The organism is Paenibacillus sp. P13VS (assembly GCF_015143645.1).
In the GTDB taxonomy this organism is placed as follows: domain Bacteria; phylum Bacillota; class Bacilli; order Paenibacillales; family Paenibacillaceae; genus Paenibacillus; species Paenibacillus xylanilyticus_A.
This window is the reverse complement of record NZ_WYEV01000007.1, coordinates 61,638-84,995: the sequence shown is the minus strand read 5'-3', so window position 1 is coordinate 84,995 and position 23,358 is coordinate 61,638. Positions and strand designations below refer to the sequence as shown.

Annotated in this window: 21 protein-coding genes; 14 read left to right on the top strand and 7 right to left on the bottom strand. The window is 48.1% G+C overall.

Going from position 1 to position 23,358, the window contains the following annotated elements; all coding sequences use genetic code 11:
* The first annotated feature begins 22 nt into the window (after nucleotides 1–22).
* From GUA98_RS18505 to GUA98_RS18440, 14 genes are all read left to right on the top strand, one after another.
* On the top strand, nucleotides 23–700 hold the full coding sequence (locus tag GUA98_RS18505) for a tetratricopeptide repeat protein (protein WP_312027157.1): 678 nt from the start codon (nucleotides 23–25) through the stop codon (nucleotides 698–700).
* Between the two features lie 160 nt (nucleotides 701–860).
* A complete protein-coding gene (dinG, locus tag GUA98_RS18500; protein WP_193724068.1) occupies nucleotides 861–3,731 on the top strand; it encodes an ATP-dependent DNA helicase DinG in 2,871 nt (956 codons plus the stop codon).
* A 188-nt stretch (nucleotides 3,732–3,919) separates the two neighbouring features.
* Nucleotides 3,920–4,573 carry a redox-sensing transcriptional repressor Rex gene (locus tag GUA98_RS18495; RefSeq protein ID WP_095292800.1) on the top strand — a complete coding sequence of 218 codons (654 nt, stop codon included), beginning with the start codon at nucleotides 3,920–3,922 and terminating at the stop codon, nucleotides 4,571–4,573.
* Nucleotides 4,560–5,864: an amidohydrolase gene (locus tag GUA98_RS18490; RefSeq protein WP_193724067.1), complete on the top strand. Its 1,305-nt coding sequence runs from the start codon at nucleotides 4,560–4,562 to the stop codon at nucleotides 5,862–5,864. Before GUA98_RS18495 ends, GUA98_RS18490 begins: the two co-directional genes overlap by 14 nt.
* Before the next feature lie 44 nt (nucleotides 5,865–5,908).
* Entirely contained in the window at nucleotides 5,909–6,439 is a 531-nt protein-coding gene (locus GUA98_RS18485; protein WP_193724066.1) for a hypothetical protein, read from the top strand.
* 295 nt (nucleotides 6,440–6,734) lie between these two features.
* The gene (locus GUA98_RS18480) at nucleotides 6,735–7,262 is read left to right on the top strand and encodes a hypothetical protein (RefSeq protein ID WP_095292793.1); all 528 of its coding nucleotides are present in this window, start codon (nucleotides 6,735–6,737) and stop codon (nucleotides 7,260–7,262) included.
* A complete protein-coding gene (locus tag GUA98_RS18475) occupies nucleotides 7,255–8,757 on the top strand; it encodes an AAA family ATPase (RefSeq protein WP_095292791.1) in 1,503 nt (500 codons plus the stop codon). The genes GUA98_RS18480 and GUA98_RS18475 overlap by 8 nt, the downstream gene beginning before the upstream one ends.
* A gap of 133 nt (nucleotides 8,758–8,890) precedes the next feature.
* Complete coding sequence (locus GUA98_RS18470; RefSeq protein WP_095292788.1) at nucleotides 8,891–9,763, top strand: 3-hydroxyacyl-CoA dehydrogenase family protein; 873 nt, start codon at nucleotides 8,891–8,893, stop codon at nucleotides 9,761–9,763.
* Nucleotides 9,760–10,965 (top strand): acetate/propionate family kinase, encoded by a 1,206-nt coding sequence (locus GUA98_RS18465; RefSeq protein WP_095292787.1) that lies wholly within the window; start codon nucleotides 9,760–9,762, stop codon nucleotides 10,963–10,965. The genes GUA98_RS18470 and GUA98_RS18465 overlap by 4 nt, the downstream gene beginning before the upstream one ends.
* 101 nt (nucleotides 10,966–11,066) lie before the next feature.
* Nucleotides 11,067–12,362 (top strand): asparagine--tRNA ligase, encoded by a 1,296-nt coding sequence (gene asnS / locus GUA98_RS18460; RefSeq protein ID WP_193724065.1) that lies wholly within the window; start codon nucleotides 11,067–11,069, stop codon nucleotides 12,360–12,362.
* Nucleotides 12,362–13,081: a DnaD domain-containing protein gene (locus GUA98_RS18455; RefSeq protein ID WP_227779810.1), complete on the top strand. Its 720-nt coding sequence runs from the start codon at nucleotides 12,362–12,364 to the stop codon at nucleotides 13,079–13,081. The genes asnS and GUA98_RS18455 overlap by 1 nt, the downstream gene beginning before the upstream one ends.
* Nucleotides 13,082–13,355: 274 nt before the next feature.
* Nucleotides 13,356–13,847, top strand: a complete 492-nt coding sequence (locus GUA98_RS18450) for an RNA polymerase sigma factor (RefSeq protein ID WP_236146820.1) — start codon at nucleotides 13,356–13,358, stop codon at nucleotides 13,845–13,847.
* Entirely contained in the window at nucleotides 13,840–14,292 is a 453-nt protein-coding gene (locus tag GUA98_RS18445) for a hypothetical protein (RefSeq protein ID WP_193724064.1), read from the top strand. The genes GUA98_RS18450 and GUA98_RS18445 overlap by 8 nt, the downstream gene beginning before the upstream one ends.
* 27 nt (nucleotides 14,293–14,319) lie before the next feature.
* Complete coding sequence (locus GUA98_RS18440; RefSeq protein ID WP_193724063.1) at nucleotides 14,320–15,609, top strand: multi-tm2 domain protein; 1,290 nt, start codon at nucleotides 14,320–14,322, stop codon at nucleotides 15,607–15,609.
* 122 nt (nucleotides 15,610–15,731) lie between these two features.
* On the opposite strand, the gene GUA98_RS18435 is transcribed toward GUA98_RS18440, so the two are convergent.
* The 7 genes from GUA98_RS18435 to GUA98_RS18405 form a co-directional block, all read right to left on the bottom strand.
* Nucleotides 15,732–16,385 carry a methylthioribulose 1-phosphate dehydratase gene (locus GUA98_RS18435; protein ID WP_193724062.1) on the bottom strand — a complete coding sequence of 218 codons (654 nt, stop codon included), beginning with the start codon at nucleotides 16,383–16,385 and terminating at the stop codon, nucleotides 15,732–15,734.
* Between the two features lie 2 nt (nucleotides 16,386–16,387).
* A complete protein-coding gene (locus GUA98_RS18430) occupies nucleotides 16,388–17,065 on the bottom strand; it encodes a 2-hydroxy-3-keto-5-methylthiopentenyl-1-phosphate phosphatase (protein WP_193724061.1) in 678 nt (225 codons plus the stop codon).
* Entirely contained in the window at nucleotides 17,062–18,285 is a 1,224-nt protein-coding gene (locus GUA98_RS18425) for a 2,3-diketo-5-methylthiopentyl-1-phosphate enolase (protein ID WP_193724060.1), read from the bottom strand. The genes GUA98_RS18430 and GUA98_RS18425 overlap by 4 nt, the downstream gene beginning before the upstream one ends.
* Nucleotides 18,282–19,142, bottom strand: a complete 861-nt coding sequence (gene proC, locus GUA98_RS18420) for a pyrroline-5-carboxylate reductase (protein ID WP_193724059.1) — start codon at nucleotides 19,140–19,142, stop codon at nucleotides 18,282–18,284. The genes GUA98_RS18425 and proC overlap by 4 nt, the downstream gene beginning before the upstream one ends.
* Before the next feature lie 36 nt (nucleotides 19,143–19,178).
* Entirely contained in the window at nucleotides 19,179–20,426 is a 1,248-nt protein-coding gene (locus GUA98_RS18415) for a glutamate-5-semialdehyde dehydrogenase (protein WP_193724058.1), read from the bottom strand.
* Nucleotides 20,427–20,485: 59 nt separating this feature from the next.
* The gene (proB, locus tag GUA98_RS18410) at nucleotides 20,486–21,589 is read right to left on the bottom strand and encodes a glutamate 5-kinase (protein WP_193724057.1); all 1,104 of its coding nucleotides are present in this window, start codon (nucleotides 21,587–21,589) and stop codon (nucleotides 20,486–20,488) included.
* A gap of 358 nt (nucleotides 21,590–21,947) precedes the next feature.
* The gene (locus tag GUA98_RS18405) at nucleotides 21,948–23,156 is read right to left on the bottom strand and encodes a pyridoxal phosphate-dependent aminotransferase (RefSeq protein ID WP_193724056.1); all 1,209 of its coding nucleotides are present in this window, start codon (nucleotides 23,154–23,156) and stop codon (nucleotides 21,948–21,950) included.
* Nucleotides 23,157–23,358 lie beyond the last annotated feature (202 nt).

Here is a 23,358-nt window from a genome sequence, read left to right as displayed (position 1 = left end):
AAATCGGTCCACCTTGCAAAAAATGAGTACAGGTCACGCACTAATCCATTTTTTCAAGGGTGGGGATGCATCGATGTTCCAGCATGTTTTCGCCGAAATGAACGACATGTTAGATGAAATTATCAAGCGCTACCCTTCCGCTGAAGGTCTGAACAAACAGGAACTGCTGCAAAAGTGGAACTTGCTGAAGCGGATGAGTGACGGGATGATTGATGAGTGGCTGATGTTTGAGGAGAAGATGAGTCAGTTCAGGGATATGGAACAGCCGGTGGCACTCCAACCGGAACAGGAAGCCGTCACGGCTCTGCCTGAGATCCACTTGGAATCCTTTAGTCGTGGTCAGGGATACTTCAAGTTACAGATGTATCCGCAGGCGATTATGCAATTTTCACAAATTATTGCCGAATATCCGGACAGTGCACTGACTCGATACTATCTGGGACTTGCGCATATGAACCTCAATCAAACCGCGGAAGCGGGAAGTCACCTGCGGCTCATCGTGCACCTGAATGGTTCTCCGAGGTTGAAGGGGTTAGCCTGTAATGCGCTGGGCTGCCTTGAAGCCAAGATGGCGAATCCCAAAGGAGCATGTTCCTTGTTTGCTCAGGCACTCCAGCATGACCCGACGTTGACCGAACCGTTGTATAATATGGAAGCCTGCAGGCTGAACAGCGGACAACTGCAATATGGAATAAGCTGACCGTACTTAAAGTTCAAGTGCAGTGCAGCGGCATCAAGACGGTGTTTTCTCCTTTAAGAACATGGAGGGAACACCGCCTTTTTTGTCAGTTAATTTTCAAATGCCCGTTTTTTTGCTATGCTGTAACATAGACTGGAATGGAAGGGACTTGTACATTGCAATGAAATTTGCCGTATTGGATTTCGAAACAACCGGCACGCAGTCCGACGGTGAGATTATACAAGCCGGACTTGCCATCATAGATCATGACTACAGCATAACTCAAATATATAGTTCTTATGTAAACCCTGGTGTGCCTATTCCTCCGTTTATTACGGGATTAACCGGGATTACTGACGAAGACGTGGCGGACGCTCCTTCACTTGAAGAAATGATGATGGAGATGGTTCCGCTGCTCGACGATGTTGTCCTTGTGGGACACAACGTGGCTTTTGATTTTCATTTCCTTCAGAATGCGCTTGACCGATGCGGCTACCTGCCGTTCACCGGACGTATTCTGGATACCATTGATTTTCTCAAAATCTCATTTCCTTCACTTGGTTCTTATCAATTGGGGTATGTATCTTCCGAATTCGGATTCCAGCATGACCGCCCTCATCAGGCAGACAGTGACGCCCTGGCAACGGCCTATGTGCTCCTGAAATGTCTGGACGAACTGCGTCAACTGCCATTAATAACGATTCAGCGTCTCAGCGACCTGTTTGCACCTGAGGACAGTGATCTGGGCTGGTTCTTCGACGGCATGCGCAGTGAGAAGGAAGCAGAGCCTATACAGGATCTGGATGGACATACGTATTACCGCCAATTGGCCTTGAATGTAAGTGACTGGACCGAGATCGGTGCTCCGCGCGATGAACGGGAAGCTAACCCACTTGAAGGTGTAAGTTTTGAGCAGTACATGGATCAGGTACGGGCCAATCTGCAGGATACACTGGATCACTATGAAGAACGCGAGGCACAGACACAGATGTTCAGCAGTGTAAGGCAAGCGCTGGACGAGGAAAAGCATTTGTTAATTGAAGCAGGTACGGGTACAGGGAAATCCCTCGGGTACTTGCTGCCCGCCATATATGAAAGTGTGAAGCAGGAACGAAAAGTAATGGTTAGCACGCATACCATCAACCTGCAGGAACAGCTTCGGGAGCGGGATATTCCGCTGCTGACCAAAGTGGTACCTTTTCCGTTTAAGGCCGCCGTATTCAAAGGTCGGGGACACTACCTGTGTCTGCGGAAGTTTGAGCACAAGATCAACAAGCGTGAGTTTGCTACACCAAAAGAAGATTATTTTACAGCCGCTCAAATGATTGTATGGCTCACCCAGACAGAGACTGGAGATGACGAGGAGCTTAACCTCAGTGCACGCGGTGGGGACTTCTGGGAAACGGTACAGAGCGAATCGGAGTCGTGCCTTGGACGTTCCTGTCCGTGGTTCAGGAAGTGCTTCTACCACCGGGCGAAGCATGAAGCAGGATTGTCCGATATCGTCATTACGAATCATTCCAAATTGTTTACGGATGTAAAAGCAGCTCATCAGCTGCTCCCTGCTTATGACAGTCTTGTTATTGATGAGGCTCACCATCTCGAGGATGTGGCGGGTAAGCACTTGGGTCTTCACATGAAATACTTCACGTTGGTTCATACCCTGACCCGATTGTTTAAGGATAGTCGGAACGGTCAGCTTCCCATGCTGCGTACACAGCTGGCAGGGCATGAAAATTCGGTGCAGTGGGGCTCGGTCATTGACCAGATGTTCCCGCTTGCTGTTGAAGTCAAAGAGATGTGGGATCGTTTGAGCGATGCCTTGTTTAGCCTGCTGCCTGAGCGTAGTGATGCTTCTCCAGGAGAAACGGGGCAATTTTCCCTCAGACTGAAGCCTTCAATGAAACCGGCGAAGTGGCAGGAGCTTCAGGATTATGAAAACCAGATTTATGTTACACTGGGGGACTTGATCCGCAAGGGAGACAAGCTGCTTCTTGAAGTGAAAGAAGACCAGGACGACTATCAATCGGATAGCTTGATCACGGACATTACAGGTCTGCTTAAGGATTTGGCGACGCTCAAAGAAAACCTTCGTTTCTTCATGCGAATGGATGATGCCAAAACCGTATACTGGATGGAGGCAAGCGGCCAATTTCGCAGCAAATCACTGCAGCTGTATGCCGTTCCTGTCGATGTCAGTGCACAGTTGAAGGACATGTTCTTCGATAAAAAGAAAAGCGTTGTCCTTACTTCGGCTACGCTCTCGGTTGATAAGTCATTTCAGTTCATGATTGAACAGCTTGGCTTGCAGGAAGCAGCCGATAATAACCGTTTGCTGACGTCCATGCTGCCGTCGCCATTCCGGTATAGGGATCAGGCTTTGCTGGTCATCCCTCGTGATTTCCCAAGCGTAAAAGGCAGTGTGGGGGATGCACACTTTGTCGACATGCTTGTACGATCTCTGGCCGAAACGGCTATTGCGACAAGGGGCCGCATGATGGTGCTCTTTACTTCATACCGAATGCTGCGCCAGGTTTACGACCCATTAAAAGAAGCGCTGTCGGGTAACGATATTTCGCTGCTCGGTCAAGGCGTGGATAGTGGCAGTCGTTCCAAGTTAACACGCAGGTTCCAGGATGCAAAAGCAACCGTTCTGCTGGGCACCAGCAGTTTCTGGGAAGGGGTAGATATCCCTGGCGAGGCGCTAACCTGTCTGGCCATTGTGAGATTGCCCTTCCAGCCACCGAATCATCCGCTTGTCGAGGCGAAGAGTGAACTGCTGCAGGAACAGAAAAAGAATCCGTTTATGAAGCTGTCTGTTCCACAGGCCGTCATTCGTTTCAAGCAGGGATTCGGCAGGCTTGTTCGTACGGCCAAGGATCGGGGCATTGTCATCGTTTACGATACGCGGGTGATTGAGTCTTATTACGGAAAGTATTTCCTATATTCATTACCCGGTCCCAAAATGGAACATATGCTGACTGAACAGATGGTTCCACGGATTAGCGAATGGCTGGAAACACCAGCACAGGATGAAACTACGGCGAATTAGGGATGACTTCGTTGCGTAATAAGGGCTTCTCGCTGTAAACTTTATTAGAGTGTGATTCATTCTTGTAGCACTTTTAACTTTATATTTCATAAGGCATCTTGCATAATTTCATTCGGAGACGAAAACGGTTATGCGGGATGCTACATTTTTATTTATCTATCGTGGCCTTGGTAAGGGGGAGCAATGTAATGAAATCAGATAAAATTTCGGAAGCTGTGGTACGCAGATTGCCTGTTTACTTACGTTATTTGAGTGAACTGCATCAACGTGAGGTAGGCACGGTGTCATCACAGGAACTGGGACTACGCCTGGATCTTAATCCTGCCCAGATTCGCAAAGACCTTGCATACTTTGGGGACTTCGGTCGCAAAGGCATTGGATACGACGTATCGTATCTCATTGAGAAAATCCGTCATATCTTGAAAATTGATCAGCAAATTAATGTTGCTCTGGTCGGGGCTGGTAACTTGGGACATGCATTGTCCAACTACAATGCCTATCTGAAAGACAACATGAAAATTGTTGCTGTTTTCGATGCATACGGCCCTAAGATCGGCAGTCAGATTAACAGCTTGAAGGTACAGCCCATGAATGAACTAACGGATTCGGTCAAGAAAGATAATATTCGTATTGGCATCATCACCGTTCCGGATACCGAAGCTCAGAACGTAGCCGATCAGCTCGTGGAATCCGGCATTGAAGCGATTCTGAACTTTGCACCAACCATCTTGAAAACACCACCGCACGTCCGTATACATCATGCTGATTTTACAACGGATCTGCTTAGCCTGGCTTATTATCTGGAGAACGGAAAGGACGACGAGGAAGATGACGACAAATAGATGGGTAATTCATAACGGCAAATTTGCTGTAAACCGTGGTACGGAATGGACTGTGGTTCAAGGGTATATGGTCGTTGAAGACGACAAGATTGTGCATATTGGTGAGACACTGCCGGATGGAGATGAGAGCCTGCCAAAGGTTGATGGCAAAGGACTGGTCTTTTTGCCGGGTCTGATCAATACGCATGGTCACGCAGCCATGTCGCTTCTGAGAGGCCACGGGGACGATCTGGCCCTGCAAGTATGGCTTCAGGAGAAAATGTGGCCTATGGAGGCGAAAATGACGTCTGAGGACGTGTATTGGGGCACATCCCTTTCTGTATTAGAAATGCTGAAAGGCGGAACGACGGCATTCCTGGATATGTATGATCATATGGATCAGGTGGCAAAAGTGGTTGAACAATCTGGTATTCGTGCCGCATTGGCACGTGGTGTCATTGGTCTCTGTTCCGAAGAAGAGCAAATGCGCAAACTGCAGGAATCGGCTGCGTTTGCACGTGAGTGGAACGGACAGGCTGGTGGTCGAATTACGACGATCATCTCACCGCATGCGCCGTATACTTGCCCTCCGGATTACATAGAGAAGCTGGTACAGGTTGCACATGATCTGGATCTGCCGCTGCATACCCATATGTCGGAAACCCTTCGCGAAGTCGAACAGAATGTAACGGATTATGGTCTGCGTCCGGTGGCACATCTGGAAAAGCTCGGTTTCTTCTCTCGTCCTTCTCTCGTAGCTCACGCCGTGCATTTGAATGATGAGGAGATTGAAATTCTGGCACGCCATGATGTAGCGGTCTCTCACAATCCGGGAAGCAACCTGAAGCTTGCTTCGGGTGTTGCACGTGTTCCGGATCTGCTGAAAGCTGGAGTAACCGTATCTCTGGGAACAGACGGGCCTGCAAGCAACAACAACCTGGATATGTTTGAAGAGATGAGACTGGCTGCTTTGATTCATAAGGGCGTATCCGGTGACCCAACAGCGGTCCCAGCGGGAGAGGCGCTGCTGCTCGGAACGGGGTATGGTGCCAAATCCATCTTCCTGAACAATACGGGAGCACTTCAAGTAGGCATGAAGGCAGATTTCATTGCGCTAAATATTGAACAAGCACACTTCTATCCGCATACGGATCTGATCTCACATACCATTTACTCGGCTTCGGCCAAGGATGTGGAGCATGTATGGGTTGACGGCCAACAGCTGGTGAAACATGGTGAATGTCTTACTATGGATGAAGAGCGCATTCTGCGCGAGTCTCAACTTGCATTTGACGGACTGCTCGCCCGTTAATTTCAGAATAGCAGCAGCGTCATAGGGGAAAGGAAGTTCGGCTTTTGAAAAGAAAAAAGAAATGGATCTGGATCTCGCTGCTCATCCTGGTTTTGATTTTGTTTGGACTACAGCGATTCTACATCTATGTTACCCAGGACCAGCGCAACGAAGAAGCGCTAGCTATTCAAGCGGCGCAGGAGCAGCTCGGGATCACTTCTTATGAGGATCTTCGAAAATACGTCTGGGGTCAAAAAGAAGGCGAAGATAACATTTACTGGACGATGATGGCCAAAAATAAAGACAATCAGGACATCGCCGTCTGGGTTAAGTTCGATGCAACCAATAAACCGGTCACAGGAAGCAATGCTGTGCACAGTGAATTGCTGCAGAACGGGTTATCGGAAGCGCAAGTTCGCAATCGATTCAGCTCTGAAGTACCGGGCGGAGAGATCAAACGAATTATGCCTGGAGTCGTCAATGGCGTCTATGTATGGCAAGTTTATTACAATGATGATACGCACAACTATTATCGATTCTATCGCTTCAGCAATGGAGAACAGGTTGATTTGGTCTATACGATTCCAAACAGTTAAATATATTCAGAGATTCTTTAGGTAAAATCTTCAAAGAACCGGCAGACGGAACCCCGCCTGATCCGGTTTTTTGGCGTATCTCGAAAAATATTCTGGATTTGAATAGTTAAAATTAATAATTTATTCATATTTTCGCCTTCGAAATTGTATATACGATGTGATATACTCAAATATGTATTCAAGGTTACATCAAACAGGAATAAAACCTGTTGGGCAAATCACAGGTCATTCGTACACAATTCATAATATGCCTATAAGCCATAGGATGGGCCAAAATTTGGGAGGGGAAACTCACTTGAAGCTAAAAGTATTGCCTATTGCTTTAACTGCCGTCATTTCAGCCGTTGTGTTGTTTGGAGGTTGGTTTGTGTATCGTCAGGTGGCCATGCAGAATCCGATTGAAAAAATGGTAACCCAGTATGAAGGGGTAAATGATGTTCAGTTAACTATTAACCGCAATGATGTACAATTGAAACTTGATTTGCAGCCAAATGTAGATTTGGGCAGATTGGTTCAATATATTCAGAAAGAAGGACAGACCCTGATTGGCTCGCGCTCATTGAAACTTGATGTCGTTGATCATTCGAATGAAGCCCTGGAGAACTGGTGGGGCGATGCGATGTTTACCGTTGCTCAGGCAATGGAGAACAAACAGTACACCGAAATTACACCAACATTATCCAAGATGGCGACCAATGGTATTCAAGTGAATACAGCCATGGATGACAATAACGTATATGTAAGTCTTAGAGACGGAGATGCCAGCAAGTTTATTATTCTGCCGCGTGTACCCGGCCAGATAGGAGTGTGGCCTAATGCCTAAATGGACGAAGGAAGTTGCCATTGGTTTTGTCCCCGTGTTGATTATCTTTCTCGCTTTTATTGGTGTGAATATCTTTCCGATTCTGATCGCAGCTGCGGTTGTGGGCGGATTGCTGCTTATGATGCAGATGCGTGGTGGCATTACGGTCGGAGCGGGTCAGGAACGTAAGCGTAAGAAAAAAGGACCTACCAAGCTGACGTTTGAAGAAATTGGCGGCCAGGATAGTGCAAAGCAGGAGCTGCGGGAAGCTCTAGATTTTCTCATCAAGCATGAAGAAATTCAGAAGTTCGGGATTCGCCCATTGAAGGGGATCCTGCTTACGGGGCCTCCGGGAACAGGGAAAACATTGATGGCCAAAGCGGCTGCTCATTATACCGATTCCGTGTTCGTTGCTGCTTCAGGCAGCGAGTTTGTAGAAATGTACGTCGGCGTAGGTGCAGGAAGAATCCGTGATTTGTTTCGTGATGCCAGAACACGTGCAGCCAAAGAGAACAAAGAGAACGCCATTATCTTTATCGATGAGATTGATGTTATTGGTGGTAAACGTGAAGGCGGGCAGCAGCGTGAGTATGACCAGACGCTCAATCAGCTGTTGACGGAAATGGACGGAATTTATACATCCGATACACCTCGCATTCTAGTTATTGCAGCAACAAACCGTAAAGAAATGCTGGACAGCGCCTTAACTCGTCCGGGACGTTTTGACCGTCATATTCAGGTGGACCTGCCTGACAAGAAAGGCAGAAAACATATTCTAGAGCTCCACGCGGTAAATAAACCTCTTATGGAGGGTGTAAGCCTGGAGAAAACAGCAGAGGAATCCTACGGCTTCTCAGGTGCACAGCTGGAAAGTGTCATGAATGAAGCGGCAATCTACGCCATGAGAGATGGATTGCTCAATATTGAACAGCGTCACTTGTCTCTGGCGATTGATAAAGTCATGATGGGTGAGAAGACAGATCGTGAATCCAGTGTTGAAGAGAAAAAACGGGTAGCCATTCACGAATTGGGACATGCCATCATGGCAGAGCTTGTACGTCCTGGCAGCGTAAGCCAGGTTGCTCTCAGCCCGCGTGGACAGGCACTCGGTTATGTACGTCACAATCCGCAGCAGGAGCAATTCCTGTACACCAAGCGTTTTCTGGAAGAACAGATCATGATTGCACTTGGCGGTGCAGCCGCTGAAGAAATGTACTATGGTGGTCGCAGTACCGGTTCACGCAATGACTTTGAACAGGCGACCAATGTTGTACAGACCATGATGGCTTCCGGTCTGACCTCTCTTGGTATTGTAAACATGGATATGGTTACAACAGAAGAGCTCATGCGCGAAAATAAAATGATTCTGCAGGATCTGATGGATCAGACCAAACGTCTGCTCGAAGAACAACGGACAATTTTCGACAATTCATTGGATACGCTGATGAGAGAAGAAGTTTTGTCTGGGGAGCAATTTCGTTGTCAATTTCGTGACAGCGCCCTTTTACCGGCATAATTTATTTATGCCGGTTATTTTTTTTTACTTTTCACTCGTGCTAAGATATTATTATATGTTGGGTCGAAATTTGTAATTTTCGGCGAACAGGGTACAATAGAGAAATAGAGAACCGAAAGGATGGAGCAGAACCATGTTTTTTAAAAAAATAGGAGTTGTCGGCGGCGGCACCATGGGACAAGGCATTTCCCAAATGCTTGCAGCCAAAGGACTTGATGTGCTTCTGGTTGAGCACACAGCGGAGAAGCTTAATCATGCATATGACATGATTGAAACAAACCTCGATAAGCAATTAGAGAAATGGGCTATTACCAAAGCCGAGAAAAAATTGATTTTATCCCGTATTACCAAAGTAGCTCATCTGGCAGAACTGGGATCATGCGATATGGTTATCGAAACGATCTCGGAAGATCTGGAAGCCAAAAAGGCGGTATTCAGCCAATTGGATCAGGTTTGCCCAAGTAACGTTATTCTTGCAAGTAACACATCCACGCTGAGTTTGACCGAGCTTGCAAGCTCGACCAAATACCCAGAGCGTGTTATTGGTATGCACTTTATTCACCCGGTTTCCCGGGTTGACCTTGTAGAAATTATTCGCGGTTTGAAAACATCCGATTCCACTTTCGATGAAACAAGAAGATTTGTGGAAGAGGTTGTAGACAAAAAAGGTGTAATGATCTATGAATCCCCTGGATTCGTTACGTCCAGACTGATCTGCTTGCTGATCAATGAAGCTCTTCATGTTCTTCAAGAAGGCGTTGCTTCTGCTGAAGATATTGATGATGCAATGCGTATCGGATACAACTTCCAGCATGGCCCGCTTGAAATGGCTGACCGTTTCGGATTGGACTCCGTTGAAGCTGCACTGGAAAGAATGTTCCGTGAATTCGGAGAACTCAAATATCGTCCTTCTACTGTATTGAAGAAAATGGTACGTGCAGGGCATCTCGGTGTTAAGACGGGCGAAGGATTCTTCAAGTACGACAAGGATGGTGACCGGCTGTGAAAATACTCGTAATCAACGCGGGGAGCTCCTCGCTTAAATATCAATTGTATGACATGACAGATGAGTCCGTACTCGCTAAAGGACTGGTTGAACGGATCGGGATGGATTCCTCCATTCTTACGCACAAACCGACTGGCCGTGAGGATGTTACAGAAGTCAGTGAAATTTTGGAGCATACTACGGCAATTCGTAAAGTTATCGATATTTTGACAGATAAAGAAAACGGCGTGCTTGGTTCAGTCGATGAGATTCAGGCTGTTGGACACCGTGTCGTTCACGGCGGGGAAGCCTTCAAGGAATCCGCGCTCGTTGACGATGCAGCGAAGGCTGAAATCCGCCGCTTGTTCGATTTGGCACCACTTCACAACCCAGCAGCAATGATGGGTATTCGTGCGGCTGAACTTAATATGCCAGGTGTACCTCAGGTCATGGTATTTGATACAGCATTCCATCAGACGATGCCTGAGAAAGCATATCTATACGCGATTCCGCGTGTACTGTACAAAAAATACAAAGTGCGTCGTTACGGTGCCCATGGTACTTCCCATGACTACGTAAGCAAGACTGCGGCTGAGTATGTAGGCCGTCCAGTAGAAGATCTCAAAATTATCACTTGCCACGTTGGTAACGGTGGTAGCGTAACGGCAGTAAAAGGTGGCGTATCCGTAGATACATCCATGGGTATGACTCCGCTTGAAGGTCTGATGATGGGGACGCGCAGTGGTGACCTTGACCCGGCGATCGTGCCTTACGTGATGAATAAGGAAGAACTGAGCGTGAGCGAAGTGAACTCCATGTTGAACAAACATAGCGGACTGCTTGCAATCTCGGGCATCAGCAGTGACATGCGTGAGATTACGGAAGGAATGGAGAACGGTGATGCGAACTCCACCCTTGCATTCGAAATGTACGAATATCGTTTGCGTAAATACATCGGTTCGTATGCAGCAGCAATGAACGGTGTGGACGTGATTGTATTTACAGCTGGTGTGGGCGAGAACTCGGTCGTTCTTCGTCAAAAAGTATGCGAACAGCTGACTTACCTGGGTGTGGAAGTGGATGAAGCTCTCAATGCCATCCGTTCCGGCGAACCACGCCGAATCACAACAGCAAACTCCAAGGTTGAGGTTCTCGTTGTACCTACCAATGAAGAATTGGTGATTGCACGTGATACACACCGAATCGTATTGAATTCTAAGTAATCTAATTGTAAAGTGAATATAGCATGTCAAGGAAGTGCAGGGGACAGGCTGAGGCCTGCCCGCTGCATTTTCAAATTTAGGAACCAAGGGGAGATATGGGCATGAGTACGGATTGTGTAATTCGTAATGTGAATGAGCATGTGGGCGAAACCGTGAAGATCGGTGCCTGGATTAATAACAAACGTTCCAGCGGTAAAATTCAATTTTTGCAGCTGCGCGATGGAACCGGATATATTCAAGGGGTTGTCGTAAAGAGTGAAGTTAGCGAAGAGGTATGGAATGATGCCAAAAGCCTCACGCAAGAAAGTTCCTTGTATGTAACAGGCATTATTCGTGAAGAACCGCGCAGCGCATCCGGATATGAAATGACGGTTACGGGCGTGGAGATCATTCATTTGACTGAAAACTATCCGATTACACCGAAAGAGCATGGTGTGGATTTCTTGATGGATCATCGTCATCTATGGCTGCGTTCTACGAAGCAGCGTGCTGTGATGGTGATTCGTGCAGAGATCATTCGTGCTGTTCAGCAGTTTTTTGATGGTAACGGATTCACTCAGGTTGACCCTCCGATTCTGACACCTTCATCCGCTGAGGGAACCACTAACCTGTTCCACATCAAATACTTTGATGAGGATGCTTATCTTACTCAAAGTGGCCAATTGTACATGGAAGCTGCGGCGATGGCGCTGGGTAAAGTATATTCCTTCGGACCAACATTCCGTGCCGAGAAATCCAAAACACGCCGCCATCTGATCGAGTTCTGGATGATTGAGCCGGAAATGGCATTTGTGGATCACGAAGAAAGTTTGCGAGTACAAGAGAAGTTCATTGCACACGTGGTTCAGTCTGTCGTGAAAAACTGCCGTGCCGAACTGGAATCCATCGGACGTGACGTATCCAAACTGGAAGGGATCGTAGCTCCATTCCCGCGTATTACGTATGATGAGGCGATTGAATTCCTGAATGGACAAGGCTTTGATATTCCTTGGGGAGAAGATTTTGGTGCTCCTCACGAGACAGCGATTGCGGAGAAGTATAATACGCCTGTATTTATTACGCATTACCCCGCTGGCATCAAGGCATTTTACATGAAACCGGACCCGAATCGCCCAGAAGTGGTTCTCTGCGCGGACATGATCGCACCAGAGGGTTACGGCGAAATCATTGGCGGATCCCAACGTATCGATGATCCCGAGTTGATGCAGCAGCGCTTTGAAGAGTACAAGCTGTCTGACGAGGCGTATCAATGGTACCTGGATCTGCGTAAATACGGATCAGTACCTCACTCCGGATTCGGTCTGGGATTGGAGCGGACAGTAGCATGGATCTGCGGGTTGGATCATGTACGTGAGACAATTGCATTCCCGCGTATGCTCTACCGTCTGTACCCTTAATGATTAATCACGAGTCTATGGAAGAAACCGGCTCCAAAGCGTGGCTCAGTGGCGTAGCTTACGGGTTAACGTCTGGGACAGCACAGCTCCCGTATGCTTTGTTGCGTTTTTATCACCAACTCGGATTATCAGATGCCGAAGTGCTTTTGCTGATTCAATTGCTCGGCTACCGTCAGGCAGAATTCAATGAGTTTCCTACCCTGGAAGAGCTGGCGGGACGAATGGGACTTGCCCCCGAAGGTATTGCCCGAATGCTCCAACGGTTGATGAGGGATGGGTATATATCCATTGATGAACATCGGGACGAAGAGCGGGATATTCAGTATGAGCGTTACGATCTGCATGGATTGTATGCCAAACTCGCAACATGTGTTGCTGAAGATGCAGCAGCCGCAAGGCAGCAGCAAATGAGCATGACAGCACGTCCTAATTCGAACAGTGTTCAAATAGAAGAGGAAGAACGTAATATGTTTTCCATCTTCGAGAAAGAATTTGGTCGTCCGCTTTCACCGATGGAATGCGAAACGATCTCCAGCTGGCTGGATCAGGACCGTTATCAGGAAGAACTGATATTGATGGCCCTGAAGGAAGCGGTATTTGCCGGTAAAGTACATTTCCGCTATATTGACCGCATCCTGCTGGAGTGGAGCCGCAACCGGGTGAAGAATGTTCAGGACGCGAAGGCATACACGCAGCGTTTTCGCAGCGGTGGACGCTAGTCTGAGTGCAAAGGAAAATCAAGGAACAGGCCAGAAACATTCTGAGCCTGTTTTTTGATGCTGGAAGGAAATAAGGATGTCTACAATGAAGTGATTGATGAACTCATCATCTATTCAGGCACTGATATGATAAGAATTTTTAAAAAATTTAAATAAATACGCAGGGGCAGCCCAGAACGTTGTCGTCTATTGTAGTGGAGAGGAGGGGAGAGTCATTGACGAAGCGCGCTTAATCGAACAAATCCGTCAAGGAGATGCATCCAAATTTCGCTTGTTGATCGATAAGTACAGCCAGCATGTATATCATGTGGCATATTCCGTACTCAGGAACGATCAGGAGGCGCAGGATGCAGCTCAGGAGGCGTTCATTCAGATGTATAAATCTCTCCCCGAGTACCGTTCCGAAGGCTTCAAAACGTGGCTTACCCGAATTGCCTTTCACAAAGCCATTGATGCAAAACGCAAGCTGGGCCGGCGAAGCAGTGAAGATCTGGGTGGAGAAGAACGAATAATCAACCTGCCTGGAAGCGAGGAAGATATTTTGGCCCGGCTCGTTCGGGAAGAGCGCAAGGAAACCCTGCGTGAACGAATCAATCAACTGCCTGCCCAGCATAGGGACATTATTACTGCGTATTATTTAAGCGAAAAAAATTATGAGCAGATCGCACATGATGCCCAGGTGGCTGTCAAAACCGTGGAATCCCGTTTGTATCGTGCCCGGCAGTGGATCAGAAGTCATTGGAAGGAGGATGAGTGGCGTGAGTAAAAACGAGATGTACAGTGTGCAGGACTGGATGGATTATATCGAAGGACGAGTTACCGGTGACCAGGCTGTTACCATGGAAAAGGCTATCATTGAAGATCCGGAAGCCATGGATAACTACTTGGAAGCGATGGGGATTTATCAAACATGGCCACAACTTGAGAATCCGGCCCACTTTGCCGATTCCATCATGGAGCGTATTACGGATCTGAACCCGTCAGGAAGCAAGCGCAAATCACGTTCAGGACGAAGCAGACGCTGGCTGGAGCACAAGGTGTTTCATTATGCTGTAGCGGCTTGCCTGACGCTGATCTTTCTCTCCTCCGGAGTATTTGATAAGGTAGCGCCCTATCACAAGTTCAATGACGGCGAGCAGCGGGGATCTTTTACACAAAAATGGACGGAAGCCGCCACCAATTGGCTGGATAACTTCAAGCCTAAACCATAAATCATACGCATTGCCTGAAAAGAAAGGATGACGACTGTGCAATCAGATCGCAACAAAATATTTGCATTTTTATTAAATGTGATCCCGGGTCTTGGTTTTCTCTATTGGGGTCGAACCGCTAAGGCGATGATTTACCCATTAATCGTGTTTGGCTCTTTGATAGGTGCCTTCATGTTGGCAGTAATTGGGGATGAACGGGACTTGATGATATTCGGAGCACTCGCTGCCTTTTTCTTCTGGTGCATCAACATGCTGGACATCATCATTGTTCTGCTGCGTACCCCTTCTGCACGCAATGCTCATTACAGGGGCTACGAGGCTCAATATGGTCCATATCCAGGAAGTCCATATGAACAGGGCTATCCGGATCCAAATGGCGTTATGGAGCCAATGAATGGGGAAGAGATACGTCAGCATTCTGCCAATGGCTATGGTATTCCTGAGGGTACATACGGCCAACCCGTTTATCGCAAAGGCAGTGAAGGTGAACGATTCTTTACCATTTTATTGTCATTCATCCCAGGTCTGGGACATCTTCATCTGGGGCTGCTTCATCGGGGACTATCCTTTTTGATCGCATTCTTTGGCTCTTTCGCGATGATGGTCTTTGTTGCTTCCATTACCAATGAAGAGACCTTTCTGATGTTTCTGCTTATTCTGCCAGTCATTTGGGTTTACTGCATGTTTGACGCTGTACAGCATGTACATCGAAAGCAGGCAGGTGAAGTATTGCAGGACCGTACATTGTTCGAAGAATTGGAAATGGGCAGAGCATCTGGACGACGCAGCAAGGTGTTAGCTACCCTTTTGTCGGCTTTTCCAGGGGCAGGTCATCTGTACCTGGGTCTTCAGAAACGAGGAATGCAATTAATGTTCCTGTTCCTCGGCAGCATTTATATTTTGGACCTGCTGCATTTGTCCGTTTTCCTGTTCATGATTCCGCTGGTTTGGTTCTACAGCTTCTTTGATGGGCTGCAGTGTTCAAGCCGCTATGGCCGGGAACCGCTGACGGATCAACCGATATTTAAGGATTGGGCTAGACATCAGCGTCTGATTGGATTCGGAATTGCAGCACTTGGCGTGTATTATCTGGCAATCCGGCTTGTCATTCCACAACTGAACGAAATGTTCCCTAATCTGTTTATGACGTATGAAATCCGTTCCTATGTGAACACGGTTATTGTTTCGCTATTGCTTATTTTTGGCGGATTGAAGCTTCTCTTTGGCAAGCAGCGTGCAATTGCGCAGCATAGCGGATTACACGGAAAAGAAGACGATTCGTCTAATCTGGTCCTGTTCAAGGATCGGGATAATTGAGTATAAATTAAGGTGAATTTTGGACTTGTAGGAGCCCCAAACCAAAAAAACACGCTATGACTGATTGCTCAGCTCATAGCGTGTTTTTGATTTGCTCCTGAATAACAGTGAGAAAATGATGGCTATTTCGAAATACCTTTCAGCAGCAGCTGACGATACATCACTTCGAACAGAAACTCGAATGCTTCCAGATGCCTTTTGGCTTCAAATGCATCTTTGCCCCAGGCATAAATACCATGATTGCGCAGTAAAATTCCCGGCACTTTTGAGTCAAGCACACCTGGAACCAGTTCAGCAATGGATGGAATATCAGCAAAGTTTGGCAGTACCGGCACACGAATCTCGGCATTTTCTTCCCAAATGTTAAAAGCTTTGATCAGTTCGATGCCTTGGATCGGCACATGACCTTCTCCGCCAAAGAACTCGCTGATCAGGTTGTTAAATACAGTGTGTACATGGAATACAGCCCCGCAGCCAGTCAAACGATAGATTTCACAATGAATCAGCGTTTCTGCACTTGGTTTCAGAGTTGTTGTTTCGATCGCTTTACCATGCTTGTCCACAAACAGGAAATCTTCCGGCGTGCGAAGCGATTTATCCTTGCCTGAAGCCGTAACGGCAAAATAAAATTGCTCGGGATCAAACTCTCCCACACGCATCGACAGGTTGCCGCTTGTTCCAGGGAACCAGTTGCGGCTGGCAAAGAGGGCTTTAATATCAGCAAGTTCCTCCAGCACCTGACGTTTGTGTTCCAATGTAATCTTCTCAAACCCCATTTTTACAGCACTCCTTGTGTTTGCTTCTGTTTCATGTCTTCCATAATATCGTAAAAGGTAGCAAAGGGCACATGGTCTACACCAAGTTCTATGCACTTGTCCGTCAGGATGGAACGGGAGTACACCAGATCGGCAATTTTGGCACCTTCAAAATCGGTTAGACTGTCTCCGATCAGAATGCGATTATATTGTTCTTCCGGGAATGTGCGGATTACCGTCGTTTTGCACATACCACAGCCGTTCTCACAAGGGGGCTGACATGGATTAGGCCATTCAATGCGAATGAAATCACCTGTAAAGTCTGCACCGTTACAATAGACGTGATCTTGTGGAATGTTAAAGGGAGCAAGCAGTGGTTCGATAAAAAAGTCCATCCCGCCACTGGTGACATTGAATTCAATGCCTTCGTTCCGAACATATTCCAGAAACTCGCCAAATCCCTCGCGGATGCCTGCTTGTCCAAGCACAAATTCAACAATTTCATCCTTTTGCGATGCAGGCAGCAGAGCAAACATGGCTCCGACCCCTTCACGCAGGGTAATGTTTTGATCCACCGTATCTTTCATGATCGCCTCAAAACCTGCAGGCTTAAAGTGCTTCATGATCGCGACAATATTGTCCGAAAGGGTAATCGTGCCATCAAAATCACAGAAAATGACCGTTTTCTTGTCACTTCTCATCGTTCACCACCCCACAGGTCCAGGGCACTTTTCAACTCGGGGTGCTCAGATGCATACTCTGCAAGCGGAATTCCACGCTGTGCCGCCTCAATAGCTTGCAAGAATGCACGCCCACCTGCCTCAGTACCCATTGGATGTCCGTGGATACCTCCACCGGCGTTCACGATAACATCCGTGCCAAAATCACGGAGAATTAATGGCACAAGACCTGGATGAATCCCAGCGGATGGAACCGGCATGCTGGTTCTGACCGGGAGCTCTTTGGAGAGCAGCTGCTCCGTAATGGCCATATTTTCTTCTTTTGGCATAGTCACCGATCCGTAAGGCGAAGGGAAGAGAACGAGATCCGCTCCGGCAAGACGCATCAGTTGACCCAGCAGCACCGAAGCGGATATTCCGTAATGCGGTGAAGGGTACAGTGCGCCAGCAAGGGCGGGATGCGCCATGATTGGCACATTAATGTCCGGATCACTTGTAAGCTCGTGCAGAACATCATATCCGTACGACAAAACGTTAAACAACAGGGCATTGGCACCCGCATCAATCGCTCGTTCAGCCTGCTTCTTCAAGCGCGAAGTTGGGCCGGTCAGGTTGGCCGCATACAGCAATTTCTTGCCAGTCTCCTGGCGGGCCTGCTCCGCAGCCTTCATGCAAACCTCGACTCTTTTCTCAATAGGTGTCAGCTTATTTTCAAACAGAATTTCGTCATCCTTGATCAGATCAACTCCGCCAAGAGCCTGACGGATAAACTGTTCGCGCAGCTCATCTGCATCCAGACCAATGACCGATTTGAAGATGCTCATTAACAAAGGACGATCATGAACACCAAGCAGATCACGAACCCCATTCAGTCCAAATTTCGGACCAGGGAATGCACTTAGGAATCCGTCCGAGAAGCCCAGTCTTGTCAGCTTGATCCGGCCATCCATCGAAATTTTGCCAAAGACGGTGACGAGTAAAGCCGGAATATCGCGGCTGAAGTTCACATCCGGATATCCGATTGTAATATCTGCATATCGTTCTCCTGGAGCCATGCTCTCATGTTCATGTACCTCTACGCTTATCACTTCGCCAAGATGTTTCTGCATGGCTTCACGCTTGGCTTGCGGCAATTCAGTCCAACTGCCAACAGTCATGCCGACCGCAATGGATTCCGCTTTTTTGCGAAAATCTGCACGATCATCATGCAGACGATATGTGGCAGTACACATGTTGTTCATTTTAAATCTCCTTCCAAAGCAGCTCCCATCTCCCGTGAGCGCTCTGCGCAGCGGTTGACGGCTGCAATCACGTTTTCGAAGAAATCGCCCTCATCCAGTGTTTTGAGTGCTGCCTGTGTGGCGCCTCCAGGTGAGGTCACATCACTGCGAAGCTTCATGGGCTCCGCTCCCGTTTGCTGAACCATTCTCGCCGCACCAAGTACAGTCTGAACAGTCAGGTCGCGGGATTGCTGGCTGGACAGCCCGCCGCGGATCCCCGCCGCAATCATGGCTTCCATCAAATAGTATACATAAGCCGGGCCGCTTCCGGAAATACCCGTGAGCACTTCCAGTTTCTCTTCCGGAACAATGGTGACAATGCCTACCGCTTCAAACATCGTCATGACCGTACTGCGCTGCTCATCGGTAATTTCGGCGGAGAAGGCAAGTCCTGTTGCACCAAGTCCGATCGTACTGGATGTATTCGGCATGGATCGAGCGATCGGTTGTTTGCGGCCGAGCAGGGTCTGCATCGTGCGGATGGATAATCCGGCGATGACAGAGACGATAAGCTGGTCCGGTGACAGGAGGGGACCAAGCTCACGAAGAGCTGCCGCAGCGTCTTTTGGTTTCATGGCAAGTACAATAACGGGAGAAGCGGAGAGCACTTCTGATGATTGGGAGGCTGTTCCTGTACGAACGGCATAACGAGTACTCAGCTCTTCCTGACGTTTCTGGTTGCTCCGGTTCAGCATCGTAATATCCTGCGGGCGTACAACGAGGCGGGAGATCAGTCCGCGCACAATGGCTTCTGCCATGGCACCTGCTCCGTGGAAAGTAATCTTTTGTTGTAATAACGTCTGTTGTTCTTGACTCATGGTTATCGTTCCTCCTATATGGCTGTAGCTGCGATATTATTGCCGAATTTGTCCATTGCCGGTAACGCGGTATTTGGTAGAAGTAAGGGCAGGCAGTCCCATTGGACCACGAGCATGCAGCTTCTGTGTGCTAATTCCTATTTCCGCTCCATAACCGAACTCGAATCCGTCCGTGAAGCGTGTGGAAGCATTGTGATAAACTGCGGCAGCATCCACATCATGCAAAAAGCGTTCCGCATGAGCTGTATCACGGGTGACGATGCATTCGGAATGTTTGGTGCCATAAGCTGCAATATGCTGCATGGCTTCTTCCAGACCCTTCACAACTCGTATATTCAAAATATAATCATTATACTCTGTAGCGTAGTCTTCTTCTGTAACGGGAAGGGCAGTAGGGACCAGACGACGAGTCGTGTCACAACCCTTCAACACAACGTTTGCCTCACGGAATTGTTCGGCCAAGGCAGGCAAATGCTGTTCTGCATAAGCAGCATGAAGCAGCAGGGTTTCCATGGAATTACATACGGATGGGCGCTGTGCTTTTGCGTTGATCGCAATTTCTGCTGCCATGACAGGATCCGCCGTTTCATCCACATACGTATGGCAGATGCCTGCGCCTGTTTCGATGACGGGTACCGTTGCATTGGCCACCACGTTACGAATCAGTGAAGCACCGCCTCTTGGAATAATGACGTCCAGTAGTCCATTCAACTTGAGCATTTCATCGACGGAAGAGCGGTTAGCGTCTTCCACGAGCTGCAGCGCATCCGGCGGCAGGTCTGTTTTGGCTAGTGCCTGATGGAGTACTTCTACAATACGACGATTGGAAGAGAGGGCAGAAGAACCCCCGCGCAGCAGAACGGCATTGCCGGTCTTGAGACATAGCCCTGCTGCATCAACCGTAACGTTAGGACGGGCCTCATAGATAATGCCAATCAGGCCAATCGGCACCCTTAATTTTTCAATGTGGAGTCCATCTGGACGCGTAAATGATTCCAGTACTTCACCAACAGGATCTGGGAGTTCAACAATCTGACGCAATCCCTCTGCAATTCCCGCGATACGCTCGTTGTTCAAAGCGAGACGATCAAGCATGGATTCTGGCGTCCCTTGCTCTCTGCCACGTTCGAGATCTTCTGCATTGGCGGTAATAATGGATTCCGATTCCGTAATAAGCGCATCCGCCATGGCAAGCAAGGCTTTATTTTTCTGGTCAGTACTCAAACGGTTCAACTGTGGAACAGACGATTGAGCTTTGCTGGCTTTTTGTCTTACTTCACTCATCTGAAATTCCTCCTTCATTTATGCAAGTCCATGCTCTAACCTATACAACCAATTACTTGTTATTTTAACGTAATCCATTCGTCTCGATGGATGACCTCAAGCCGGTGGATGGCATTCAGGGTCTTCATGACTTCTCCACTTGGCAAACCTGCGATAAGGCGAAGCTGATCATCATCATAATTGACAATGCCTCGGCCAAGTAGTGTCTCGTCCATACCCATGACCTCGACAACGTCACCTGCGTGGAATGTGCCAAGCACACGTCTGACGCCTACGGGCAGCAGACTATGACCGCCGTGAACAAGAGCTTCTTCGGCACCAGCATCCACGACAACTGTACCGAGAGGTGTTGACATGAAGCCTAACCATTGTTTCTTGCGCGAGAGTGCGGCCAGACGAGTTTCGAAATAGGTCCCCTTGCCACAGCCCTCCACCGCGTTTTGCAAGTCGCCGGGTTCCTTGACGCTGCCTACAAAGACAGGGACGCCTCCGCGTGTTGCTACTTTGGCTGCATCGACTTTGGACCGCATGCCACCTGTACCGACCGATGAACCTGAACCTCCGGCATACGCATAGATTTCTTCAGTAATTTCAGGGATTCGATCATAGCGTACAGCACTCGGATCCTTGCGGGGATCTGCCGTATAGAGTCCGTTGGTATCCGTGAGAATAACAAGATGTTGGGCTTTTACCAAATTGGCAACGAGCGCAGAGAGCAGATCGTTATCCCCGAATTTCAACTCGTCTACTGAAACCGTATCATTCTCGTTGAAAATGGGAATGACGCGTTGTCGGAGCAGCTCTTCTACGGTCATGCCTGCATTTCCCATTCGTTTCCGACTGTGAAAATCGGTTCTGGTTAGCAAAATTTGTGCTGTAGTAACGCGGTGCGCTGCAAAAGCCTGTTGATATGCCTGCATCAACAATGCCTGACCTACTGCGGCAGCCGCTTGCTTCTCATGCAGCATTTTGGGACGCTGAGGGTAACCAATTTCACGGAATCCGGCAGCAACGGCTCCGGAAGTGACCAGGAGAACTTCATGGCCCTGTTCATAGAGCGAAGCGATCTCACTGGCGTAAAATGATATGGAACTGCGGTCAAGGCCGCCTTCCTCGGTGGTAAGCGAACTGCTCCCAATCTTGACTACTATTCGTGAAGACATGCTTTCACTTCCTTAAACATAATGAATGAGATACGAATGGGCTGTTATCCAGGTACAAAAAAAACTCCCGTCCTTTGTTGTAAAAAGGACGAAAGTTTGTTACTTCCGCGGTACCACCTTTATTGATGAATGCATCATCCGGCTCTCGCCCTGTAACAGAAGGCACTGTCCTGCATAAACAGGCCGCTCAGGGGTAGGTTTCGGAGAGAAGCCGCGGTAAATTCTTGCAGCCCGGTGGAATTTACTCTCTGGGCGCGGCTTGTTCTCTCGTACTGGTCCCGTCATCACGTTTCGTTCGATATTTGTTAATAACATACCATGGAAACTTGGCAGATGCAAAGGGGTATGCGGCCTTTAATTACTTAAACAAGTTCAGCTTGCCAATCCTTCTGGCAGCTTCCTCCAATCGCTTCTCGTCACTCAGCAAACCTGCGCGGACGTAGCCTTCTCCATGTGTGCCAAACCCGATACCCGGTGCAACAGCGACTTTGGCTTCCCGAAGCAGTAAATCTGCAAATTCGGCTGAGGTAAACCCGGAAGGAACAGGCAGCCAGCTGAAGAAAGAACCCCCGGGCTTCGAAGCCTGCCATCCGATGGAGGAAAGTGCTTCATGTAATGCATTACGGCGGGATTCATACCGCGCAACCAGATCGGTAACACATTGTTGGGAGGAGGTCAGGGCTGCAGCTGCCGCAGCCTGAATGCCGCCAAATAGGCTAACGTAAATGTGATCCTGGAGCAGGTTGATTTTGGAGATAATCTCCGTATTACCCAGGGCGAAGCCTACCCGCCAGCCTGCCATATTGTAGGTTTTGGATAATGTATAGAATTCAATTCCGACTTCCTTGGCGCCAGGCGCCTGCAGGAAACTGACCGGACGATGTCCGTCAAACCCAATCGCACCATATGCGAAGTCGCTGGCAACGACAATCTTGTTCCGTATCGCGAATTCCACCGTATCTTCATAGAATGACAGCGGGGCAGTCGCGGATGTTGGATTGTTGGGATAGTTTAAATACATCAGCTTGGCCTTATTGCGAATTTCATCCGAGATGGCCTCATAATCAGGAAGGAATGCATTCGACTCCAATAGAGGCATAAAGGACATTTGCGCTTTGGCAAGGGCCACCCCGGACCAGTAATCCGGATAACCTGGATCAGGAACGAGACATACGTCCCCGGGATTAAGCAGCACTTGCGGCAGCTGTACAAGCCCCGTTTTCCCACCGAACAAAATCGCAACTTCAGTCTCCGGATCCAGGTCAACGTTGTAATCTTCTTTATAACGTTTGGCGATGGCTTCCTTCAGGAAGGCGTGTCCACTAAATGGTGAATATTTATGATAAAGCGGATTTTCGGCAGACTCCTGCAATGTTTTTACGATATGCGGTGGTGTAGGAGTGTCCGGGTTCCCCTGACCAAGATTAATTACGTCGTGACCACTTGCGATTTCACGGTTCACATTTTGCACGAGTGTTGCAAAAAATTGCGTTGGCAGCTGTGTCATGACGTCTGAGGTAGGTATATCAAAGGCGGAACGACCCGAATTTTGCTGTAGATTACTCATTAATTTCATCACTCCGGTTCATATAAATGGGAATAGTATTCATTAATTTATCACGCTAATCCCGAGCTGTATAGAGGGGATAAGTGATTTGAGGTCTTTTTGTCTACCATGTAAACAGGTTTTTGTACAAAACCGAATGGACCAGATTCGTGTTTGTCCATTGTCGAAGAAGATGCTTTATCTTATGATCGTTTACGATAAT

Bases quoted from the DNA above. Each gene is read 5' to 3' on its own strand.
- GUA98_RS18440 (WP_193724063.1), top strand. From the start codon at position 14,320: ATGACGACTGTGCAATCAGATCGCAACAAAATATTTGCATTTTTATTA.
- GUA98_RS18405 (WP_193724056.1), bottom strand. From the start codon at position 23,156: ATGAGTAATCTACAGCAAAATTCGGGTCGTTCCGCCTTTGATATACCT.
- GUA98_RS18435 (WP_193724062.1), bottom strand. From the start codon at position 16,385: ATGGGGTTTGAGAAGATTACATTGGAACACAAACGTCAGGTGCTGGAG.
- GUA98_RS18455 (WP_227779810.1), top strand. From the start codon at position 12,362: ATGATTAATCACGAGTCTATGGAAGAAACCGGCTCCAAAGCGTGGCTC.
- GUA98_RS18475 (WP_095292791.1), top strand. From the start codon at position 7,255: ATGCCTAAATGGACGAAGGAAGTTGCCATTGGTTTTGTCCCCGTGTTG.
- asnS (WP_193724065.1), top strand. From the start codon at position 11,067: ATGAGTACGGATTGTGTAATTCGTAATGTGAATGAGCATGTGGGCGAA.
- GUA98_RS18495 (WP_095292800.1), top strand. From the start codon at position 3,920: ATGAAATCAGATAAAATTTCGGAAGCTGTGGTACGCAGATTGCCTGTT.
- GUA98_RS18470 (WP_095292788.1), top strand. From the start codon at position 8,891: ATGTTTTTTAAAAAAATAGGAGTTGTCGGCGGCGGCACCATGGGACAA.
- GUA98_RS18425 (WP_193724060.1), bottom strand. From the start codon at position 18,285: ATGAACAACATGTGTACTGCCACATATCGTCTGCATGATGATCGTGCA.
- dinG (WP_193724068.1), top strand. From the start codon at position 861: ATGAAATTTGCCGTATTGGATTTCGAAACAACCGGCACGCAGTCCGAC.
- proB (WP_193724057.1), bottom strand. From the start codon at position 21,589: ATGTCTTCACGAATAGTAGTCAAGATTGGGAGCAGTTCGCTTACCACC.
- proC (WP_193724059.1), bottom strand. From the start codon at position 19,142: ATGAGTCAAGAACAACAGACGTTATTACAACAAAAGATTACTTTCCAC.
- GUA98_RS18490 (WP_193724067.1), top strand. From the start codon at position 4,560: ATGACGACAAATAGATGGGTAATTCATAACGGCAAATTTGCTGTAAAC.
- GUA98_RS18505 (WP_312027157.1), top strand. From the start codon at position 23: ATGAGTACAGGTCACGCACTAATCCATTTTTTCAAGGGTGGGGATGCA.
- GUA98_RS18415 (WP_193724058.1), bottom strand. From the start codon at position 20,426: ATGAGTGAAGTAAGACAAAAAGCCAGCAAAGCTCAATCGTCTGTTCCA.
- GUA98_RS18430 (WP_193724061.1), bottom strand. From the start codon at position 17,065: ATGAGAAGTGACAAGAAAACGGTCATTTTCTGTGATTTTGATGGCACG.